This window comes from Shewanella sp. HL-SH2, from assembly GCF_051164935.1.
Classification (GTDB): Bacteria; Pseudomonadota; Gammaproteobacteria; order Enterobacterales; family Shewanellaceae; genus Shewanella; species Shewanella glacialimarina.
Genome location: NZ_CP195035.1, coordinates 3449152 through 3469111 on the forward strand (window position 1 = coordinate 3449152; position 19960 = coordinate 3469111).

Consider the following 19960-nt stretch of genomic DNA (forward strand, 5'->3'; position numbering starts at 1 on the left):
CCTTGGAATTAATGTTAGACCCAAGCCACTTAGCGGCATTGGCGGTTATTGGAATTATCGCAGGCTTTATTGACGCTATAGTCGGTGGCGGTGGCCTTTTGTCTATTCCCGCCTTGCTCACTATGGGTATACCGCCGCATTTAGCCCTGGGGACTAATAAATTAGCGGCATGTTTTGGTTCAATTACCTCTAGCTATACCTATTATAAACAGCAATTATTTGTACCAGCATTCTGGAAGACCTGCGCTATTGCCACTTTTGTCGGTGCGATACTCGGTAGCGGACTGGTATTTTTAATTAACTCGAATTGGCTTGAAAAATTACTTCCCCTGCTTATTATCAGTATTGCGATTTATACTTTATTCAGCCCTAAAGCCATGGGCAGTGCACATTATGTCGCGCCTACCAAAGCTCCAACTAATAAACGCCAAGCAACTCAAGGATTAATTCTGGGCGGTTACGATGGATTTGCAGGGCCCGGTATCGGTGCATTTTGGACTGTTTCCTCTATTTCTTTACATAAATTACCGTTACTAGAAAGTTGTGCTTTAGCAAGAATTATGACACTAATCAGTAACATTACTGCGCTAATTATTTTTGCTAGCTTGGGGCAAGTTAATTGGATATTAGGCCTATGGATGGGAGTGTGCATGATGGCAGGATCATTTATTGGCGCGCGAAGCGCTATCCGTTTTGGCATTCCTTTTATCAAGCCGTTGTTTATTATCTCTGTGGTATCCATTGCCACCCATTTAGCTTGGAGTGCCTGGGCATGAATACTCAGCAATTAATCCTAATGCTGAAGCAACAACTTGCTCATATAGAACAAGAGGCACTGCAGCATGATAATCAATTAGGCGACCAGCAGAAAAAAACACTGCAACATGTTGAACGATTTAATCATAGCGTTTTTACCCAGGAAGGCGCTCAATTAAGCCCTTGCATTGTGCAACTTAGAAAGGATATCGCTCAATTAGAAAAACAGTTAACGCTTAACTTAGCTAAAAACACTATTGAACTTAGCTGCCAGCGGATTCAAGATAGGTTTACCGCATTAAGGCGTGCTTTGCTGACGACAGGATTAAACTTAAAATCTGCTGAGCAGAAAAAAGCCAGTAATCGTGCTCGATATGCTAAAAAACAACAGCAGTCGGTACAGGATAGTGGCTTTGGTTGGATAGCAAATAACATCATGCAAAACAGTCATCAACTTTACCAAGAGTTGAATAAACATTTTGCTTGGGCTAATAAAATTGAATTTAAAATTCAACAGATGGAATCAAATCTTGAGGTATGTCATGCTGCTGACAAAATTACATTGCAAAATGACATTCTTTTAATGCATCGTCGTTTAGGTAAGTGCCGCCAAGCCATCAGCTATATTGAAGAGCGGATACAACACTTTGAGCGACCACGCCAAAGTTTAAATCGTTAAGGAGCAACAATGAAATCATTATTATCCACCAGTGCAATTTTGGCATTACTTTCATCAACCTCACTGATGGCAGCTAATCTTACCATTCCAATGTCGTTTGAATATTTAGCTTTAGATGGTCAACAGATAGAAACAAATTCGTTTAAACATAAATCTGATTTAAATTTAACTACTGGCAGTCATAAAATTGCGATTAGATACCACGACATGGTTCAAGATGACTTCAGTGATAGCCAAAGCTTTATAAAATCAGCGCCTTTTATTGTCACTCTCAATGTTGATGGCGATTTTAATTATACTCTCTCTCCTGCCACAGGTGAGGTAGTAAAACGGCCAAAATCTTTTGCCAAAAAACCTGAAATTATTATTACTCGTCAAGACAAAGGTTCAGTCAGTTATTCGGTGGAAAATACTCAACTTGAAGAGGCCTCTTTTATTGCTAATTTGTTTGGCGGCAATAAAGTCGCTGACATCGATGCCATGTCTGCACATGCAACAAGTAGCAATCCTGCTGTTAATTATACAGCAACGACTTCTGCCCCAGTTTCACCTACAGTAGCCGCAACCGCTGTAACAGTGAATCAATTAAATACAGATAACTCGCCAAAAGCCACTAACCCAGCCCAAGCTGAGCAAATGTTACAATATTGGTGGTTACAAGCCGATGAGAAAACCCGTAAAGAATTTATGGGTTGGGCAATAAAACAACTGTAATTTGTTAATGAAAATCCCCTTTGTTTATCACGCCAGCTACTCACAGCTGGCGTTACCTTCTCAGCATCGATTTCCAACAAGTAAATATCAAAACTTGTTTGATTATGCTATTGAGCAAAATTTAGTTTGTCCAAGCATGCATCATCAAGCCAATAAAATTGATATTAGTCTCATAAAACAAGTACACAATGCTGATTATGTTGATGCGTTTATCAATGGTTCTATTCACCCTAAAGCACTGCGTAGAATAGGTTTCCCCTGGAGTGAGAGTTTAGTAAAACGCACTTTACATGCGGTAAATGGCACATTACTAACCTGCCAACTTGCCCTTAGCCATCAAATATCGGTGCATTTTACGGGCGGCTACCATCATGCTCACTATGATTTTGGCAGTGGTTTCTGCATCTTCAATGATTTAGTTATTGCGGCTAGTCAACTAATAGAAACACAACATGTTGATAAAGTATTAATTTTTGATTGTGATGTCCATCAAGGTGACGGTACAGCAACACTCTGCCAGGGCAACCCCAATATCATCAGTTGCTCAATTCACTGCAAACAAAACTTCCCATCCAGAAAGCCTATTTCAGATTATGATATTGAACTTGATAAGGGCTGCTCCGATGAGGAATATTTATCATACATTGACAGTGTCTTTGGATATTTAATACAACTTCACCAGCCCGACCTTATTATTTATGATGCAGGTGTTGATATTCATCAAGATGATGATTTAGGGTACTTAAATATATCTACACAGGGCATTCTCGCTAGAGATAAGCTAGTATTAACCTTAGCCAAACATCACAACATTCCTGTTGCCGCGGTAATCGGTGGTGGATATAGCCGACAGGCTGATGAGTTAACACAAAGGCATAGTCAATTGCTGATTGCGGCAAATCATGTTTGGGTGTAAAAATAAACTAATGATAAACGTTTTTGTTGTCTACTATAATGACAGATAAAGCCAACACGACACATAATGGAGAAGACCATGCATTTAGAATTTCGTAATTATTATGAAGTCTTACTTTTGGAAATATTGCGCGATGAAGGTTTAATGGATGAATTACCTGAAGATTATCTTGCGGATCTTTGTTGTGTGACTTTAAATCAATTACCAGTGCGCTATATTCGACATCTCGTTGACACTTACTTTTTCGAAGACTACAACGAACTTAAACAGATGAAAAATGAAATCAGCTCCGCTTTAGAGCGTTCAAGAGCCTTTTTAAAAGCCAATTTACACAATAAATTAAAACAAGAAAATGAACTGTCAGCTGAACAAGTCATACAGTTAGGTCACAATGAGTAATATTAGGTTTACTGAGTAAAATATTAGGACTTGAATAGCTTTTAACATATATGAATAGGTCTTATAAAATAGGACTTATTAACTTAATTATTGCGGGGAGAATTGTTGGAGGCTCCCCTAGAGCCGACACCCCGGCACACGAGTCGCTTGCTGCGGTTGCTCCCTTCCGGGCCTGGCCGAGTTCACAAGTTATCATTGCGGGGGGACCCTAGGGTCACCATAGATTTCTAAATAAGCTAAGTAAAAAAAAACTCATCTAGAACACTGGGGATTATCCCTTAACCCACCAATGCAATCAAGCCCTAAGTCTGGTCTTTTTGTCTTTAATGGCTTACTTGCACAATGATCACTCAATTTTACGATTTTCAATCAAGGTATAAGAACACCTTCTATACTTTATAGATAAAGTGTTCGCCGTAAAATACTGACTTAACCATTTTAAAGTCATTACCGATAATCTACAGGAGAAAGTGAATGCAACATCTCATATCAGTCACTTTCTTCTCCTTTATGATTTCTCTTTTGATCCAATTACCAGTGTTAGCCGCTCAATTTAATGTGGATTATTCAGCAATCCACAAGGTCAACTCCCACGTGTTATATATAGACAGCCACCAAGTTGAAAATAGTGTTGAAAATATGCTTGTAACTAAACAAGCAATATCGAATGAAGCTGAAGAGTTCAGCTTTATCCCTTCTATCAGCTTACTAAGTGAAATAAGTCCGGATGATAATTACGATTCATTACTGTACAGTCCATTACAAAACTCTCTATTACCAAATCATCTATCACAAAGCCATCAATTACAAAGCAGTCTTTTCCCGACTTATATACGTGCTAATGCTCAAGCGGGTATCAAATCACAATGGAAAATCACTACGGATTTCATGGTTAGTAGTTTTTTAACACGTAGAGCCTACTCAATAAACTGGCAAGCTGAACACTCAAACTCTGCATTTGAGTTTGAAAATACAGCCATAAGTGAAAACAGTATTATCGGCAGTGAAATTTCGATGCACAACTTATTGAATAATAAATTGATCATAGGTGTGAATTATCAACTAAATAACTTCCTAACACAGCAAACCGACTTCCCCCGCCAACAAATTAATACCTACGCAGATTTTGAAGTGATCAATAATCTCAATATACATTTGAATTGGATCTTATCTGAGAAAAAAGCCCTAACGCCACTTTTAAATACCAGGAAAACGACCATACTCACTCCAATTGACATCAATACGATTCATTCTCACTTACTCCTACTATCAGTTAGTTACAAAATGTGACTAATATCCCACCCTGAGAAGATAGCTTAAAAATTACCCACTTCAATCATCGTAAAGCGTGTAAACTTTGTAGCGCATTTGTTGCAAAAAAGTTTCCATTAATCGTTCGGTAATTTGCAGAGATAGATAACTTTTGCTCAAAAACTCACATACGTAACCTTTGTCACAATGAAAAAAATACCACTAAAGGAATAGATGGGCATAGTTCACAAATCTTACATCATCACGCTGAACAAGTACTTAAGGTTGGCTACACTGTCCATAGGTAAAAACCATACGCTTTATAATGAATAGCATTTGAAGTGATAAGAATATTGCAGGGAAATACGATGAAACGATTAAATTTAAATACAACAGCAAAAGCTGTGTTCAGTGCAGGGATACTCTCATTTGCACTTATTGGTTGTGGCAGCGATGGAAAAGATGGTGAGAACGGTATTGATGGTCCTATAGGTACACCAATAAAATCTGCAACCAATATCAAAAGCACTATTACTGCAGCAGATGTCGACGAAAACAAACGACTTACTCTCAGCTTTAATCTTACCGATGCTAACGGTGCCGCTATTTTAGGCCTTACTCAAACAGATATTGCTACAATTTCTTTTGGCCGTGTTGGGGCGGCAACTGAACTGGGTGAAAATGAAATCGTGAGCCCTAATCCGGAACGTAAAATCTGGTTAAGTTACTTTAACAAAGATAAAGGAGAAGGTTACTTTACAGGTTCTAGTTACTTTGATGGCACAAAAAGTCAGTGCACTGATTGTTTTGTTGATAAGAATAACGGCAGCTACTCAATTAAAATAGACAAAGCTATCGATACATTAGGTAAATATGACTATGTTGCCGATACGACAAATGGTGTCTATTTATCAATCAAAACAACAAATAACTTATCAAAAACCATGGTCGACAATAGCTTCTTTTATTGGGTCCCCGCAACCGATGTGCAAGTTGACAAACCACTAAAAATACTTGCTAACGCAGACTGCCAAAGCTGTCACCGAGAAGGACAGGCGGGCGAGTTATCAATGCATGGCAGCAAGCATAATACTGAAGAAGCATGTTCATTTTGTCATACCGACTACAACCGATACCTCAAAGAAGATAAAGATTCTGCCGGTAATGTGATTGGTGAAGCATATGCATATGACGGTTCAATCAAAGGCATGGTTCATAGTATTCACACTAATTCACATGCTTCAACCGTGGGTGTATACCCGCAAATGACATCAAACTGTTTAACCTGCCATAACCCAAATCAAGAATTCAACCTAACTGATAGCTGGAAGGCAGATATAGATACCACATCTTGCTGGAGCTGCCATAGCCCTAGCCCAGCGGCTGAAGCTGCTGGGGCAAAGGCTTCACATCATCAAGGCGAAAACTGCTTTGCTTGTCATGGTGGTGAAGAACGGGGCCGTGGTGCAGAAGATGCTCACTATTCACTTAACAGCACCCACTTAGCATCAAGATTAAAAGTCACTTTCAACTCGATGACGGTTGCAGCTGATGAATCATCTATCACGGCTAATTTTACCGTTAAACATGGTTCAGAACTGGTTACCCTTAATCAAATTGACCCTCGTCCTTACAAATATGGTGGTTTTAATAGCGCGATTGTTATCAATGGTACTTTAGGCGATGACTTTTTGGTTAACTATCAAAAAGTTGGTATTAATACCTTTACTCAACAAAGTGATGGTTCTATCAATGCTTTAATTAGTGCAACCAGCTTCAATATCAAAACACTCATTGATGCTAAATCTACCATATCTCTGAGCAGCCAACTTCATGTCTGTTCTAAAAAAGGCGTTATTGCAGATTGTGTTGTAGATGACTTAAACCGAGCCGATGGCGATAGAAGCAAACAATATGCGCCATACCTTACCTCTGATACTTTCTACTACAACCTAGATGGCAGCACGGTTAACTCATCACCGCGCATGCAACACGCTAAGATGACTGACTGCCAACAATGTCATACCACAGAGATCACCCACCGTTATTCTAATGATCTTGATGGATGTGCATCTTGCCATAATGGTACACGGTCAAACTCAAACTTAGCTATCAAGGTACATGCTAAGCACTATGTTTATGACTCAAGCGGCGATTTATTCTTCAAAAAAACCGAATGCCAAGCTTGTCATGGTGATGATGGATTCTCGATTCAGAACATCAAAACAACGGCATCGCCAGTCGCATTTGGTAAAGACAGTAATGGTGGCTTATTAGTGGTGTCACCGCAAACAGCTGCCTGTGTAAGTTGCCACTTACCGCCTTATGGATTAAGTGAATCAACGATTGGCCATATTGAAAGTAATGGCGGAGTGATTGGCACTATAAATCAACTTGGTGTTCCTGCCGCTGACTATGGGGCGATGAATGTTCAAGAGACATGTTCAACGTGTCATACGGATACTAGAATTCTTCAGTCTCATTCAAATTGGGGCGGTCATTAACGGTTAACGTAAAGATAAAATGAAGCCGCTCGATAGAGCGGCTTTGCTATCTAAGGTTACATTTATGCGTGACTATATAGGCAATTAATATACCTCTTTATAAATAGAAAGACCGGCTTCACATAATGTAAAGACCGATGAAGATTTACTCGATTTAATAACGTAATCTTATTATTAACAACGTTTTCCAACATCGACTTAACTGAAAACAACACGCTTTGACGTAGAACGCAGAAAATACTGACAGTTAAGAATATGTTTTACCTTTGCAGGGAAATATGATGAACACACAATACTCAAAAATAGCACTAATACTAGCCGCAACAATATTAACATTAGCGGGCTGTGGTGGTGGAGATGATGGTAAACCGGGCACACCAGGGTTACCCGGCGGTGAGCCAGCTGCAGATATTAAAGTACTTAATTTAGATGTTACTAACGTCACTTATGTAGACGGTAAACCGGTTATCGATGTCTTTGCGACTAACGAACAAGATATGCCCATTATTGGTTTACAAGATTTAGGCATTACTGCAGCGCAATTAACGCCCGTTGGCGCCACAGGAGCAGGCAATAGTGCTCAATGGACGCGTACTGCTAGAGTGTCTGGCACAGCCAATTATACCGACCTAAAAAACGGACATTATACTTTTACATTCGAAGTAGCTGGTTATAACCAAGCGCTGACTCAACGTTATAATGTTTATGCCGGTGGACAAGGTTCTACCTTACTTAACGGCGTAACTGCGGTGCCTAGAAAAGAAATAGTCGAAGACTTCGACGGTAATGGCTATCAAGCACAGTACACCAAAAACATTGTGTCACATGCAACCTGTACAAGTTGCCATGCTGAAGATAAACCTTTAACCACTCGCCATAGTAATTATTACACCCAAGAAACGTGTGCAACTTGTCATAGCAGCTCGATGTCTATGGAAAGTCAATGGAATCATTTAGTTCACAATATTCATAACACCTCAAAAACCTTTACCGATAAAAACGGTAAAGAATACACAGGTGCAGCAGCTGAGCATTTAATCGAAAATAACTGCCAGTCTTGTCATGTAGAAGATGAAAATCTATCTGAGTGGCAGAATTGGTCTCGTATACCCACCATGGAAACCTGTACAAGTTGTCACTCTGACATTGACTTTAAAGCGGGTAATGGCCACTCACAACAACTCGATAATTCAAACTGTATTGCCTGTCATAACGCCAGCTGGACTGAAGAAATTCATACAAGTCCCTTCACCCAAAAAGCCGATTTTATTGACATGTATGGCATGAGCGCAACTTTGGTTGCTAACAAAGCTGACCAAGATGACTTATCTGCAACACTATCAGTTACCATACTTGATACTAATGGGGCAAAAGTTGATGCTAACACCTTAATTAGTAAAATTAAGCGCCTTGAAACTATCACCAACGTTGGTCCTAACTTCCCTATCATGGGCTACAATCCAAATCCTGTTACAGGTTATAAAAAAGTCACTCAAGACCTAGTTAAAAGCGGCTTAGTTCAAGATAAGGTCACTATCCTTGATGGTGTATTGCGCTTCAATATCGCCAAACTTCCTTTTGGTGCCGGTGATACTGATACCGCATTCACTATTATTGGTTTAGAAATGTGTAATGACGGCGTACAGGCGATTGACTGTGCTGACGGCGTGGCGACAACATCAATGAAAGCTGAACTAACCCATGGGACATTATCAGGGGCAGCGCCAAGTTATCGTCACACTGATTCGGTTAACTTCAGTACTTGCCAAAACTGTCATGGTAAAGCCTTTGAAATCCATAAAGGCCATCATGCTGGTTTTGTCATGACCGAACAATTAGGTCGTGAAGTCGATGGTAAAGTGATTATTGGAGTCGATGCTTGTGTTGCTTGTCATACACCGGATGGCACTTATGCTTCAGGCGCAAACCAGGGCGCTATTGAAATGAAGTTGCACAGTGTACATGGCGAACAGAGCATTATTAGTAACTGTACCCAATGTCACAATGACTTCAACCTTGATGTATTCAAGCTAAAAGGCGCATTAGCCACTGCCGGTGGTGGAGATAGTTACACAACGCCTATCACTGCAACCTGTGCTTCTTGTCATGGGTTCGATGAAATCAAAGCACACGCTGAAGGACAAGGCGCAGTAGTTAACGGATCTTACCAGCAAGCTAATGACGCTGCGCAACTTGAATTCTGTTTAGGTTGTCATGTCCCCAGCATTGAAAATCATGCTGCTATGAAGTTTTAAATTGCCCACAGGGAGAAGCTGAACATTTCTCCCTGACTTATTGGCAATGCGCTTAATGATTTAGCGATATAGCGCTTTTATGGACAAATTAGGAAGTCTACTTATGAAGACCAAAACAACATCTCAAATCTTGTTATCAGCCTTGTTTTCACTGGTGCTGCTAATGGGTTTAGTAAGCCCTGCTAGTGCAGCAAAATGGGATGAAAAAATGTCGCCAGCCGAAGTGGAAGCGACATTAGATACAAAATTTGCTGAAGGTAAATACTCACCTAAAGGGGCTGACTCTTGTTTAATGTGTCATAAGCGTTCAGAAAAGGTCATGGATCTTTTTAAAGGCGTACATGGTGCGATTGACTCCAGCAAAAGCCCTATGGCGGGTTTGCAATGTGAAGCCTGTCATGGCCCACAAGGCTCGCATAACAAGGGTGGTAAAGAGCCGATGATAGCCTTTGGCCCAAACTCTACCCTGCCAGCAGATAAACAAAACAGTGTGTGTATGAGTTGTCACTTAGATGACAAACGCATGTCCTGGAATACCAGTCATCATGATAATGCTGATGTTTCTTGTGCATCTTGTCACAGTGTTCATACAGCCAAAGATCCGGTGCTGTCTAAGCAAACGGAAATGGAAGTCTGTACAAGCTGTCATACTAAGCAAAAAACCGACATGAATAAACGCTCTAGCCACCCAATGAAGTGGAATCAAATGACCTGTAGTGATTGTCATAATCCACACGGTAGCTTAGCGGAGGCTGACTTAATTAAACCAAGCGTTAATGAAACCTGTTACGAGTGTCACACCGAAAAACGTGGCCCTAAACTTTGGGAACATGCTCCAGTGACCGAAAATTGCGTCAGTTGCCACAATCCTCACGGCAGCGTGAATGACGCCATGCTTAAAACCCGTGCACCGCAACTTTGTCAGCAATGTCATACCAGCGATGGCCATGCAAGTAACGCTTATTTAGGTAACACAGGTATGGGTTCAAGTGTGGGTGACAATGCATTTACAGGCGGACGCAGTTGCTTAAATTGTCACAGCCAGGTACATGGTTCTAACCATCCATCGGGCAAGCTATTACAGCGCTAGGGAGTTAACACTATGAAGTACAAATTAAACTTAATTACCCTAGCCTTATTAGCGCCAGCCAGCTTTACCGCTATGGCCGGAGGTTATGGCTTAGCCAATGCTAATACTGATAATGTAAAATTTGATGCATGGGCTTGTAAAGGATGTGCTGTTGCAACTAGCACAACTGGCAGTATTGGCGTTGGTGTGGGTCATAACAGTCAAAGCGACATAAAGTCAGCTAATGCCTTCAAAAGTGATAATGAATTTGCAGGCAAGTTAGATGCCGATATCAATTATCGCGGTACTCAAGGTTATCGAGCACAGGTAGACGCTACAGATATTGGCATGGACAATGGTCGTGCCAATATTAATGTGGGTAAGCTGGGAACCTATAACCTAAATTTCAATTATCGCTCAATTGCTAGCTATAAAACCAATACCGCACAGACGCCCTACCAAGGCGTTGGTAGCAGCGATTTGACCTTAGCCGACAACTGGATAACCGCGGGTTCAAGCTCACAAATGCCTATGCTTTACTCAAGCTTAAATCCATTTGAATTATCACTTAAACGTGAAAAAACCGGTTTAGGCATTGAATACCAAACGGAGTCACTGTTCACAACCTTTGTTAATTATCAGCGTGAAGATAAAACGGGTCTTAAGCAAGCATCGGGGAGTTTTTTCAACCAATCTATCATGCTACCGCAGCCAGTGGATTACACCACAGACACACTAGAAGCCGGTATTAAGCTTAAAGGTGACAATTGGTTTACTAGCTTAAACTACAATGGTTCATCATTTAAAAATGCTAACAACCAATTAAGTTATGACAGTACCTTTAACCCTACCTTCGGTGCTCAAACACGTGGTTACATGTCATTAGACCCAGATAATGAAGCCCATAGCGTATCACTTATGGGTCAGTTCAATGACTCTGTGACTGCGGTATCGGGTCGCTTAATGCTGGGGCAAATGAGTCAAGACCAGGAATTTGTCACATCGGGTTACGGATATCAGCTGCCGTCTGAGTCATTAGATGCCAGCGTTGATATAACAGGCTTAAACTTAAAAGCAGTCAGCAGAATTAGCCGTACGCTAAGATTTAATGGCAGTTATGATTACAACGACAGAGAAAACAACACTCAAATTGAGCAGTGGACTCAAATTAGTATCAATAATGTTAACGGTCAAGTGGCTTATAATACACCCTATGATCACACTTCACATCGCGCTAAGTTAGCTGCCGATTATCGTATCAACTACGGTATTAAATTAGACGGGGGTTATGAATTCAAACGTGATGAGCGAAGCTATCAAGATCGTGAAATCACTGACGATAATAACCTTTGGGCCCGAATTCGTGTCAATAGTTTCGACAATTGGGACATGTGGGTTAAAGGCAGCTTTAGTCAACGAGATGGATCAGACTATGAAGTCTCTGAATGGACATCAAAAGAGCAGAATCAATTACTGCGTAAATACTATCTCGCTGACAGGGACAGAAGTCAGGTTGAAGTTCGTGTAAGTCATACGCCAATTGATGAGCTAACTATCGATTTTGGTGCGCGTTATGCACTTGATGATTACACCAATACCGAAATCGGTTTAACTGAATCTAAAGACACCAGTTACGACGCAAACTTAAGCTATATGTTCAGTGCCGATGTGATGCTAAATGCATTTTATAATCATCAAGTTATCGAGTCAGCTCAATCGGGTAGCAGTAACTTCGCTACCGCGACTTGGCAGGCTAATATTGAAGATGCGGTTGATGTAATGGGTGCAGGGCTAAGTTACAACAACTTAATGGATAGCCGTTTACGCCTAGGCCTAGACTACACCTACTCAGATTCGGATAGCACCACACAGGTTAGGCAAGGTATAACCGGCGACTATGGTGATTACTTTGCCAAAGTGCATAATGTTAACCTTTATGCGCAGTATCAAGCTACTGACAAAATGGGTTTACGTTTAGACTATAAAATTGAAAAGTACCTAGATAATGATGCCGCCAACGACATCGCCCCAGATGCTATTTGGAATATCGTTGGCTTTGGTAGTAATAGCCATGACTATACAGCACATATGATCATGCTAAGTATGAGCTATAAGCTATAACGACTGTGGGAATAACAACTAACTAAGTTAGAACCCAAAGTTAGAACAATAAATAAGCGAAAAAACGCTAATCTACCATCAAGATTAGCGTTTTTTTTGTAAAGCTCTTGCATTACACTATCAATTAACATTATATTAACAAATGAATTATCTTGTGATTGAAATTTGGGCAAATGGAACTTGCCTAGATTTATTTATGCCTTTAAACCGACCCAGGTTTTGGATTGAAATTAATCAGTTTTTCCCGCAACACATCCGCTTCTGTTGATAATCCACAATAAGATAACAGCAAACAAGCACACTCTGCGGTACACAAGCCTCCTTCAATTTGATTTCTTCTTAAACTAAAAATCGATGGGAGTTCATTCACTAGGGTAATCTTAGTCAATTGATGCAAATAATCACTTCGATTATATATTTTACGTGCTTCTTGCCATGTTGAATCAATAATAATCACATGGCTAAATTCGGCTAACCTGTGTGCATTGTCATTATCGATATCAATAAAACGTTGCTGCGGTGCTTGAATATCATTTAATGCCGAGTGTTCTTGTTTGGGAAATAATAAGCCTACCTGCTTAGTCGCTAACTTATCGAGTAAATAAGGATTGGGGTTAACTCTATCCCACACAATAACCTTAACTTGACCCAACATCACCTCGCTAACCAACTTACCCGTATTGGTTTTACGATCTAACTCTCGTTGATGGGTGAGTAATATAATGTTCATTTAACCCTTTACGTATTTCTGGTGCGCAGAAAGTAAAGCGCTGATACTGTTATTGTTATCGAAAGTACAATGGTTATTAATGCTGAAGTTGTTCATCAATAAAGGCGCACCATTCATCTGTACTGCGTTGAGGAACTGACTTATCGCCTCTAACACCTAACTTAAATTCAACAACACTTTGCCATTCGTTACCGCCAATATCAGGCCCGTGGCCTTGACCATCACCCGACGTTAACACTGCTTCAACTTTTTGATACCAAGCATCTGAACATAGTATTTGAATGGCATTAACACTTTGATCACCTGGTGGAATGGTTAACACTTTAGGCGCGTTAGCGTCATTACACCCCAACAACATAAATGCTATTAAAATGGTTACCTTATCAACATAGCGCATAGGCCACTCCAGTTTTGATTAACGTAACAGCGCTAATAAGTCATCCGCACTGCCTTTCCAAGGGCCTTTTTGGCCATCGGAAAGAATAGAGTCTGCTAGTCCTTGCTTATGTTGCTGCATAGCTTGGATTTTTTCTTCCACTGTGCCCTCAGCAATTAACTTATACACAAAAACGGGGTTTTGCTGACCAATACGATACGCCCTATCGGTTGCCTGGCGCTCTGCTGCTGGGTTCCACCAAGGATCATAATGGATCACAGTATCAGCCGCCGTTAAGTTAAGCCCTGTGCCACCCGCTTTTAAGCTAATTAAAAAGACCGAGTTATCACCTTCTTGGAAGGCATCAATCTGATTTTGGCGCTGTTTGGTTTGGCCGGTTAACTTACTGTAACTAATACCCAATACGTTAAGTTCTTGCTCGATAAGCGTTAACATTGAAGTAAATTGGCTAAAAATAAGTACTTTACGCCCTTCTTCTAACATTTCTGGCAAGTTTTCGACTAACCAGTTCAGCTTGGCGTTATCTTTTACTTTTTGTGCTTGTTCTAATTTCACTAATCTAGGATCACAACAGGCCTGACGCAGCTTTAATAACGCATCTAAAAACTCAATATGACTACTCGACACGCCTTTTTTAGCAAACAATTCGCGCAGTTTTTTCTCCATCACAAGACGGATAGACTCGTACAAATTACGTTGATCTTTTTCAAGTTCCAATGACTGGATAATTTCAGTTTTTTCTGGCAGCTCAGCCACCACCTGCTTTTTAGTCCGTCTTAACATAAACGGTGAAATACGCTTACTCAATAAGGTCGACTTATCGGCATCACCTTGCTTCTCAATCGGGCCTCTAAACTCTTTATTAAAATAAGTGTGCTGGCCAAGCAGCCCTGGCAAGCAAAAATCCATTAATGATTTTAGTTCGCCTAAGTGGTTTTCCAGTGGCGTACCTGACAAACACAATCTAAAACGTCCTTTCAAGGTTTTAATCACTTGAGTCACTTTAGCTTGGGCATTTTTAATCTGTTGAGCCTCATCTAATATAATGTGCTCAAAAACATGTTCATGGTAAATATCTTCATCACGCATAATTAATGGGTAAGTGGTCACTATCACATCGTACTGTTCTAGCTTGGTTAACCATTGATGGCGTTGACTGCCATGGATCACTATAACTTTCAAACTAGGAGTAAACTTTTCAGCTTCTTTTTGCCAGTTACCCACCAGGCTGGTAGGACAAATAATCAAGCTGGGTTTACGATCATTAACGGCGGTATGCTGTTTCACATACAATAAAAATGCTAACGCCTGAACTGTTTTACCTAGCCCCATGTCATCAGCCAAAATACCCCCTAGTTGGTATTCTTTAAGAAAACATAACCAGTCCACTCCCTGCTTTTGATAATCACGTAAAGTGGCATTTAAGCCTTGGGGTAATTCAATCGGCGTAATGCCGTTAAAAGAAGCTAACTTGCTGGCAAGTAAACGTATCCGCTCGCCATTGAGTAAGCGTACTTCACTGGCGGTAAGATCATTTAACAAATGAGCACGATTGCGTGGAATTTGAATTGCATCGGTAGAGTTGCGATTAAATAACTCTTGGATCACTGAGATCAATGGCTTAATTGATTTGGCTTTAATTTTAATAAAGCGACCATTATCACTGGGTAATATCAGCTCTTGTTCGTCATCGGGTTCACCATGTTGCTGTAACCATTTTGCTACCAGCGCTAATAATGAAATACGCTGGCCATCAATATCGGCATTTAACGACAACGAAAACCAACCTGACTCATCTTCATCGACAAGATCGACCGCCAGCTCGGCATCAATAATATGTAAGTCAAAGTCATTATCAAAACGAACATCAAACCCTTTTTCGATAAGGTCCTCAGCTCCTTCAGTTGATAATTCAGCCCAGGCCAAAATGGCTTCGGGCAATAAACCTTGGCTTAAAAAATAGCGTTTGCCCTGATTTAAATCTAAAAGCTCATTTAACACAGGAAGTAAATTCAGTTGATGTAATTCACTCAAGTGCTGCTTTTCAAACTCAACCTGGCGATGGACTTGATATTGCACATTGCTTTTTTTGAACAAACTGATGTGTTCAAACTGTTCACTGGCATCAAAACGAAGATCCCCATAGCAAAATTCAACCCTTATTGCAGGCTGCTTTAACAGGCTATCAGTGCGATTAATCAAACAAAATGTCAGCCGGGTTTTCAGCGCTTGGCTAATTTCTTGAAATTCAATTTCACTCGGAATGGGCACTATTTTAGACGGGAAATGTTTTAATAAAGCATGGCTTATTACATCCAACTTACCTTTGGGTACAGGGGGCATTTTTTGCAATAAAGTGAGTCGACTAACCGACAAATCAGTGTCAATTTGCCCTAGCTTTAAATAGTCGAGTTCGATAAACAATGGCGGCTCAGTTGCAATAAACTCCCAGTTATTTAATCCTGGCATGGTCATCTGCATTTGAGTGTGGTTTTTTTCCATATCGGCCCATATAAACTCAGGGGTAATGCCGTCACAGGAAACTAGCGGGAACCGGTTATCTTCCCAAAAAGCCACATCAGCTTTCATCATTTTCATTAAGGCTAAATAGCCAATTTCGCCTTCAAGGTAAACCTTGTTACCTTGCAAATTATTGGCAAATAATAACCCAATAATTTGCTTATCTTCCGGCCCTACCCACCAAGGCAGATGCAAACGTAAGTCACTAATGGCGAGTTTACTGCCGCGGTTGTACATGCCCTTTTTATTCAGCTTGCTACTTTTTAACTCAACATATACGCCTTGGGGATCACTTGATAAACAGTAAATAATACGATCTAGAACTGCTTCCTCATCAGAACTAGCGTGGAGTTTATCTAATCCATCTAGCTGGGTTAACCACTGGGAAACCCTTTGTTCTTCAACCGGTTTATTATCTATTAGTGCTAACAAGGCTGCGGCAACATGTTTACAGTCTCGCCTAACGGGACACGTGCAATAAGAGCGCATAATCACTTTGTGATTCACATTGACTAAGCTAATGTCTTGTCTATACGGCTCATCCGCAGCACCTTGGGTATAGGCTTCTATATTGTGGTTGTCGTGGCTAGCGGTCACTTCCAGCACACGCCCCTGGATCAAGTAGTTTTGCGCCTTTTGAATTTGAATAGCGGTAAACAATTTAGCCAATAATTCATGAGATAACTTGATAGGAAGATTAAACAGTTTAGCCGACATTCATTACACCCAGGTGCGCCGCTGAAAATGGTCAAGATAGCGGCAAAAAAGTTAACTTGCCATTTTATGGAAGAATCACGCTAATATCTATATAAATCGAGATTATCTGCGCTAGCGAACAAGTATCTTTGTCGTTACAATCGTATTTTTCAAAGCAACACTCACTGAAACAGGTCATATGAAACTCAGCCACCGTTTATCCAGTCTTGCTAATATGACCTCATCACACTACGACCATATTTGGGATTGTTGTTGTGATCATGGTTTGTTAGGCACTGAGTTGCTCAACCGCCAGTTAACCAAGCAGGTTCACTTTGTTGATATTGTGCCTGAGTTGATGCAACAGTTAGAACAAAAATTAAGCCACTTCTATCCGATTACGCCCCACACAGAATCTCACTGGCAGGTACATTGTTTGGATGTCGCAGAGCTACCGTTAGACAGTTTTAAGGGACAGCATTTAATTGTTATTGCCGGTATAGGAGGCAATTTAATGACGCAAATGGTGGCAGGCATTATTAATGCTCACCCGTCTTTAACGTTAGATTTTTTACTGTGCTCAGTTAATAATGTCGCAAAACTCAGGGCAATGCTCAGTGCTAACCATTGCCAATTGATTGATGAGCAACTTATCAGCGAAAACCGCCGTTATTATGAGTTACTTTACGTCCGTCGGCCGGCAACTAACCTGGTAAAACAAACATTAGCGCCATTGATAAGCTTATTTGGCGATAAGATTTGGCAAAGTCATTGCGCTGAGCAATCGATTGTTATCGAGCGTTACCTAAAGAATGTGCTTATTCATTATAGAAAAACAGCCAACAGTAAATCGGCAATGGATATCAGCTTATATGAAGGCTATCAGCACATCGCCGACAGCCTTCAGCTAGCGTCTGAAGTCTAAAGACTGATCGTTAACATCTCGCTATTAACTCAGTGCTTGCTCTATGTCATCAATCAAATCTTGCACATTTTCAAGACCCACTGAAATTCTTAACAGATTGTCTGTGATCCCAGCTGCCATTCTTGCTTCGGGAGAATAAGGAGAATGAGTCATCGACGCTGGGTGCTGAATAAGTGATTCGGCATCGCCCAAGCTAACGGCAATGGTAAACAGGCCTAAACGATTAACAAATTTCATCGCATCTTGCTTGTCACCCTTGAGTTCAAAGGCAATAACGCCGCCAGCACGCTTCATTTGAGTGCCAATGAACTTATGTCCAGCATGTTTGGCTAAACCAGGATAAAACACCTTGCCAAAGGCGGGATGTTTATCTAAATATTCAGCCAGAACTTCTGCATTGTCACAATGACGCGTTAAACGCACATCTAAGGTTTTTAAACCGCGTAAAATTAACCATGCATCATGCGGTGATATCACTCCACCAAAGTCTTTCAGTATTTCATATTTAAGTTTATGTAAATGCTCACTACTGCCACACACTATGCCGGCTATGACATCACCATGACCATTAAGGTATTTAGTCGCGCTGTGGATCACCATATCGATCCCCATTGCCAGCGGTTGCTGCAATAAAGGCGTCATAAAGGTGTTATCAACAATCGATACTAGGTTATGTTTTTTAGCGATTTGAGCCATTGCCGCTAAATCAAATACATCTAAATGCGGATTTACCGGTGTTTCACAAAAAAGTACTTTAGTTTGCGGGGTAATCGCCGCTTCTATCGCCGCTAAATCAGCAAAATCAACTAGGGTGGCTTTTATACCTAAACGGTTCAGCTGGGTTGTCATTAATGCAAAGGTACAGCCGTAAACCGCTTTAGAGGCCACTAAATGATCACCGGCTTGCAAATGGGTAAGTAAAGCACTTGATACCGCCGCCATACCTGAGGCACACGCAGCGGCGTCTTCAGCGCCTTCTAGCAGTGCCATCTTACGTTCAAGCTCAGAAGTGGTGGGATTACCTAAACGAGTGTAAATATAGCCAGCTTCGTCTCCCGCAAAGCGTGCTCCACCTTGTTCTACGTTATCAAATACAAATGTGGCACTTTGGTAAAGCGGGGTAACTAACGCGCCAAAGGCTTCACGCTGATGACCACCATGAATAGCTAATGTCGCCAAATTCCATTTGGCTTGCTTGTTATCTTGCATCTTGTTCTCCTAGCTCACTTTAGTTGTAGTAGTTTTAAGGTAGTGAGCCAATTTAAGATACAGTGGAATAAGATATAACCAATATGGATAAGCAAAATAGTTTCGGGCAAGATGTAAATACAATGTTACATAACCTAGATGATAGCGATATGAGTAGAGCATGTTACTGATTAAAGCCTAAGATAACTCAAGCCTTCACCACATATCTGATGCTTTGAACTAAAAGCAACAAATTAATGGCTTTAGACTAAACAATTTAGGGTAAAGCCTGAGCCACAAGATATAGAATAAGTTTAGATCCGTCGCCAAATCTCTGTCTCTTTTAACACACCATTTTCAACGCGCTTTGTATGCAGTCGGTTTTGCTTAAGTTGATATTCAAACTTAAAGCTTTCACCCTCAGACACTCCAAAAGAATTAAGTACCGGTTTTTCGATATAAAATTGATCAGTTAGTTGATAGGTTCCGGTTCCCGCAGCCCAAAATTGTTTAGAACCCTGGACAGACTTCATCGTGGTAAAACTGAAATGACTTTTAGATATTATTTTGATCGAAGTAAAATGCAGACTTTTATAATCGACCCATTGCTGCTTGTCATCAAGATATTGACCTGACACTAGCTGCCATGTACCGATTAATGGATTAGATTCAACGTGATCCTGTTCAGCATAAAACACTTCAAGCTGAGTATTTAACGGAATAGCTTGCCCCGTTTGAGCCATAGTCAGGCTGACAAGGATAAGTAATAAACTGTAGCGACTAGCAGATAATAGGACATTTGAAGATGAGAGAACAGATTTGATATGCATAACACTACTT

16 protein-coding genes and 1 other RNA gene are annotated in these 19960 nt (G+C 40.6%); 11 read left to right on the forward strand and 6 right to left on the reverse strand.

The features are described from left to right. Nucleotides 1-2: 2 nt before the first annotated feature. From ACRWP9_RS15010 to ACRWP9_RS15030, 5 genes are all read left to right on the forward strand, one after another. Nucleotides 3-776 carry a sulfite exporter TauE/SafE family protein gene (locus tag ACRWP9_RS15010; protein WP_226414433.1) on the forward strand — a complete coding sequence of 258 codons (774 nt, stop codon included), beginning with the start codon at nt 3-5 and terminating at the stop codon, nt 774-776. Further along, entirely contained in the window at nt 773-1435 is a 663-nt protein-coding gene (locus ACRWP9_RS15015) for a primosomal replication protein (RefSeq protein WP_434926669.1), read from the forward strand. Before ACRWP9_RS15010 ends, ACRWP9_RS15015 begins: the two co-directional genes overlap by 4 nt. 9 nt (nt 1436-1444) lie before the next feature. Next, entirely contained in the window at nt 1445-2149 is a 705-nt protein-coding gene (locus tag ACRWP9_RS15020) for a DUF2057 domain-containing protein (RefSeq protein WP_434926670.1), read from the forward strand. Between the two features lie 7 nt (nt 2150-2156). Further along, nucleotides 2157-3065 carry a histone deacetylase family protein gene (locus tag ACRWP9_RS15025; RefSeq protein ID WP_434926671.1) on the forward strand — a complete coding sequence of 303 codons (909 nt, stop codon included), beginning with the start codon at nt 2157-2159 and terminating at the stop codon, nt 3063-3065. Between the two features lie 78 nt (nt 3066-3143). Further along, entirely contained in the window at nt 3144-3464 is a 321-nt protein-coding gene (locus tag ACRWP9_RS15030) for a late competence development ComFB family protein (RefSeq protein ID WP_434926672.1), read from the forward strand. Between the two features lie 114 nt (nt 3465-3578). On the opposite strand, the gene ffs is transcribed toward ACRWP9_RS15030, so the two are convergent. Then, nucleotides 3579-3676, reverse strand: an RNA gene (gene ffs / locus ACRWP9_RS15035) — signal recognition particle sRNA small type. Nucleotides 3677-3938: 262 nt separating this feature from the next. Between ffs and ACRWP9_RS15040 the strand changes: the two genes are divergently transcribed. The 5 genes from ACRWP9_RS15040 to ACRWP9_RS15060 all read left to right on the forward strand — a co-directional run bounded on the left by ACRWP9_RS15040 (nt 3939) and on the right by ACRWP9_RS15060 (nt 12664). Further along, nucleotides 3939-4754 (forward strand): hypothetical protein, encoded by an 816-nt coding sequence (locus tag ACRWP9_RS15040; protein WP_434926673.1) that lies wholly within the window; start codon nt 3939-3941, stop codon nt 4752-4754. A gap of 329 nt (nt 4755-5083) precedes the next feature. Next, nucleotides 5084-7219, forward strand: a complete 2136-nt coding sequence (locus ACRWP9_RS15045) for a multiheme c-type cytochrome (RefSeq protein ID WP_434926674.1) — start codon at nt 5084-5086, stop codon at nt 7217-7219. Nucleotides 7220-7497: 278 nt separating this feature from the next. Next, the gene (locus tag ACRWP9_RS15050) at nt 7498-9474 is read left to right on the forward strand and encodes an OmcA/MtrC family decaheme c-type cytochrome (RefSeq protein WP_434926675.1); all 1977 of its coding nucleotides are present in this window, start codon (nt 7498-7500) and stop codon (nt 9472-9474) included. Between the two features lie 103 nt (nt 9475-9577). Further along, entirely contained in the window at nt 9578-10564 is a 987-nt protein-coding gene (locus ACRWP9_RS15055; RefSeq protein WP_434926676.1) for a DmsE family decaheme c-type cytochrome, read from the forward strand. Between the two features lie 12 nt (nt 10565-10576). Beyond that, nucleotides 10577-12664, forward strand: a complete 2088-nt coding sequence (locus ACRWP9_RS15060) for an MtrB/PioB family decaheme-associated outer membrane protein (RefSeq protein WP_434926677.1) — start codon at nt 10577-10579, stop codon at nt 12662-12664. A gap of 202 nt (nt 12665-12866) precedes the next feature. Here the strand turns inward: ACRWP9_RS15060 and ACRWP9_RS15065 are convergent, their stop codons facing one another. The 3 genes from ACRWP9_RS15065 to ACRWP9_RS15075 all read right to left on the reverse strand — a co-directional run bounded on the left by ACRWP9_RS15065 (nt 12867) and on the right by ACRWP9_RS15075 (nt 17028). Continuing rightward, nucleotides 12867-13394, reverse strand: coding sequence for a tRNA-uridine aminocarboxypropyltransferase (locus ACRWP9_RS15065; protein ID WP_434926678.1), 528 nt, complete (start codon nt 13392-13394; stop codon nt 12867-12869). A gap of 76 nt (nt 13395-13470) precedes the next feature. Further along, entirely contained in the window at nt 13471-13791 is a 321-nt protein-coding gene (locus ACRWP9_RS15070; RefSeq protein ID WP_226414409.1) for a hypothetical protein, read from the reverse strand. An 18-nt stretch (nt 13792-13809) separates the two neighbouring features. After that, complete coding sequence (locus ACRWP9_RS15075; RefSeq protein WP_434926679.1) at nt 13810-17028, reverse strand: SNF2-related protein; 3219 nt, start codon at nt 17026-17028, stop codon at nt 13810-13812. Between the two features lie 178 nt (nt 17029-17206). Here ACRWP9_RS15075 and ACRWP9_RS15080 point away from each other — a divergent pair, with 178 nt between their 5' ends. Then, nucleotides 17207-17932 carry a tRNA (adenine(22)-N(1))-methyltransferase gene (locus tag ACRWP9_RS15080; RefSeq protein ID WP_434926680.1) on the forward strand — a complete coding sequence of 242 codons (726 nt, stop codon included), beginning with the start codon at nt 17207-17209 and terminating at the stop codon, nt 17930-17932. A 24-nt stretch (nt 17933-17956) separates the two neighbouring features. Here the strand turns inward: ACRWP9_RS15080 and ACRWP9_RS15085 are convergent, their stop codons facing one another. Beyond that, nucleotides 17957-19141, reverse strand: coding sequence for a trans-sulfuration enzyme family protein (locus ACRWP9_RS15085; protein ID WP_434926681.1), 1185 nt, complete (start codon nt 19139-19141; stop codon nt 17957-17959). A 293-nt stretch (nt 19142-19434) separates the two neighbouring features. Beyond that, nucleotides 19435-19950 (reverse strand): hypothetical protein, encoded by a 516-nt coding sequence (locus ACRWP9_RS15090; protein WP_434926682.1) that lies wholly within the window; start codon nt 19948-19950, stop codon nt 19435-19437. Nucleotides 19951-19960: the final 10 nt, after the last annotated feature.

Bases quoted from the DNA above. Each gene is read 5' to 3' on its own strand.
- ACRWP9_RS15090 (WP_434926682.1), bottom strand. From the start codon at position 19,950: ATGCATATCAAATCTGTTCTCTCATCTTCAAATGTCCTATTATCTGCT.
- ACRWP9_RS15055 (WP_434926676.1), top strand. From the start codon at position 9,578: ATGAAGACCAAAACAACATCTCAAATCTTGTTATCAGCCTTGTTTTCA.
- ACRWP9_RS15070 (WP_226414409.1), bottom strand. From the start codon at position 13,791: ATGCGCTATGTTGATAAGGTAACCATTTTAATAGCATTTATGTTGTTG.
- ACRWP9_RS15030 (WP_434926672.1), top strand. From the start codon at position 3,144: ATGCATTTAGAATTTCGTAATTATTATGAAGTCTTACTTTTGGAAATA.
- ACRWP9_RS15080 (WP_434926680.1), top strand. From the start codon at position 17,207: ATGAAACTCAGCCACCGTTTATCCAGTCTTGCTAATATGACCTCATCA.
- ACRWP9_RS15075 (WP_434926679.1), bottom strand. From the start codon at position 17,028: ATGTCGGCTAAACTGTTTAATCTTCCTATCAAGTTATCTCATGAATTA.
- ACRWP9_RS15050 (WP_434926675.1), top strand. From the start codon at position 7,498: ATGATGAACACACAATACTCAAAAATAGCACTAATACTAGCCGCAACA.
- ACRWP9_RS15020 (WP_434926670.1), top strand. From the start codon at position 1,445: ATGAAATCATTATTATCCACCAGTGCAATTTTGGCATTACTTTCATCA.
- ACRWP9_RS15060 (WP_434926677.1), top strand. From the start codon at position 10,577: ATGAAGTACAAATTAAACTTAATTACCCTAGCCTTATTAGCGCCAGCC.
- ACRWP9_RS15040 (WP_434926673.1), top strand. From the start codon at position 3,939: ATGCAACATCTCATATCAGTCACTTTCTTCTCCTTTATGATTTCTCTT.
- ACRWP9_RS15015 (WP_434926669.1), top strand. From the start codon at position 773: ATGAATACTCAGCAATTAATCCTAATGCTGAAGCAACAACTTGCTCAT.
- ACRWP9_RS15025 (WP_434926671.1), top strand. From the start codon at position 2,157: ATGAAAATCCCCTTTGTTTATCACGCCAGCTACTCACAGCTGGCGTTA.
- ACRWP9_RS15045 (WP_434926674.1), top strand. From the start codon at position 5,084: ATGAAACGATTAAATTTAAATACAACAGCAAAAGCTGTGTTCAGTGCA.
- ACRWP9_RS15065 (WP_434926678.1), bottom strand. From the start codon at position 13,394: ATGAACATTATATTACTCACCCATCAACGAGAGTTAGATCGTAAAACC.
- ACRWP9_RS15085 (WP_434926681.1), bottom strand. From the start codon at position 19,141: ATGCAAGATAACAAGCAAGCCAAATGGAATTTGGCGACATTAGCTATT.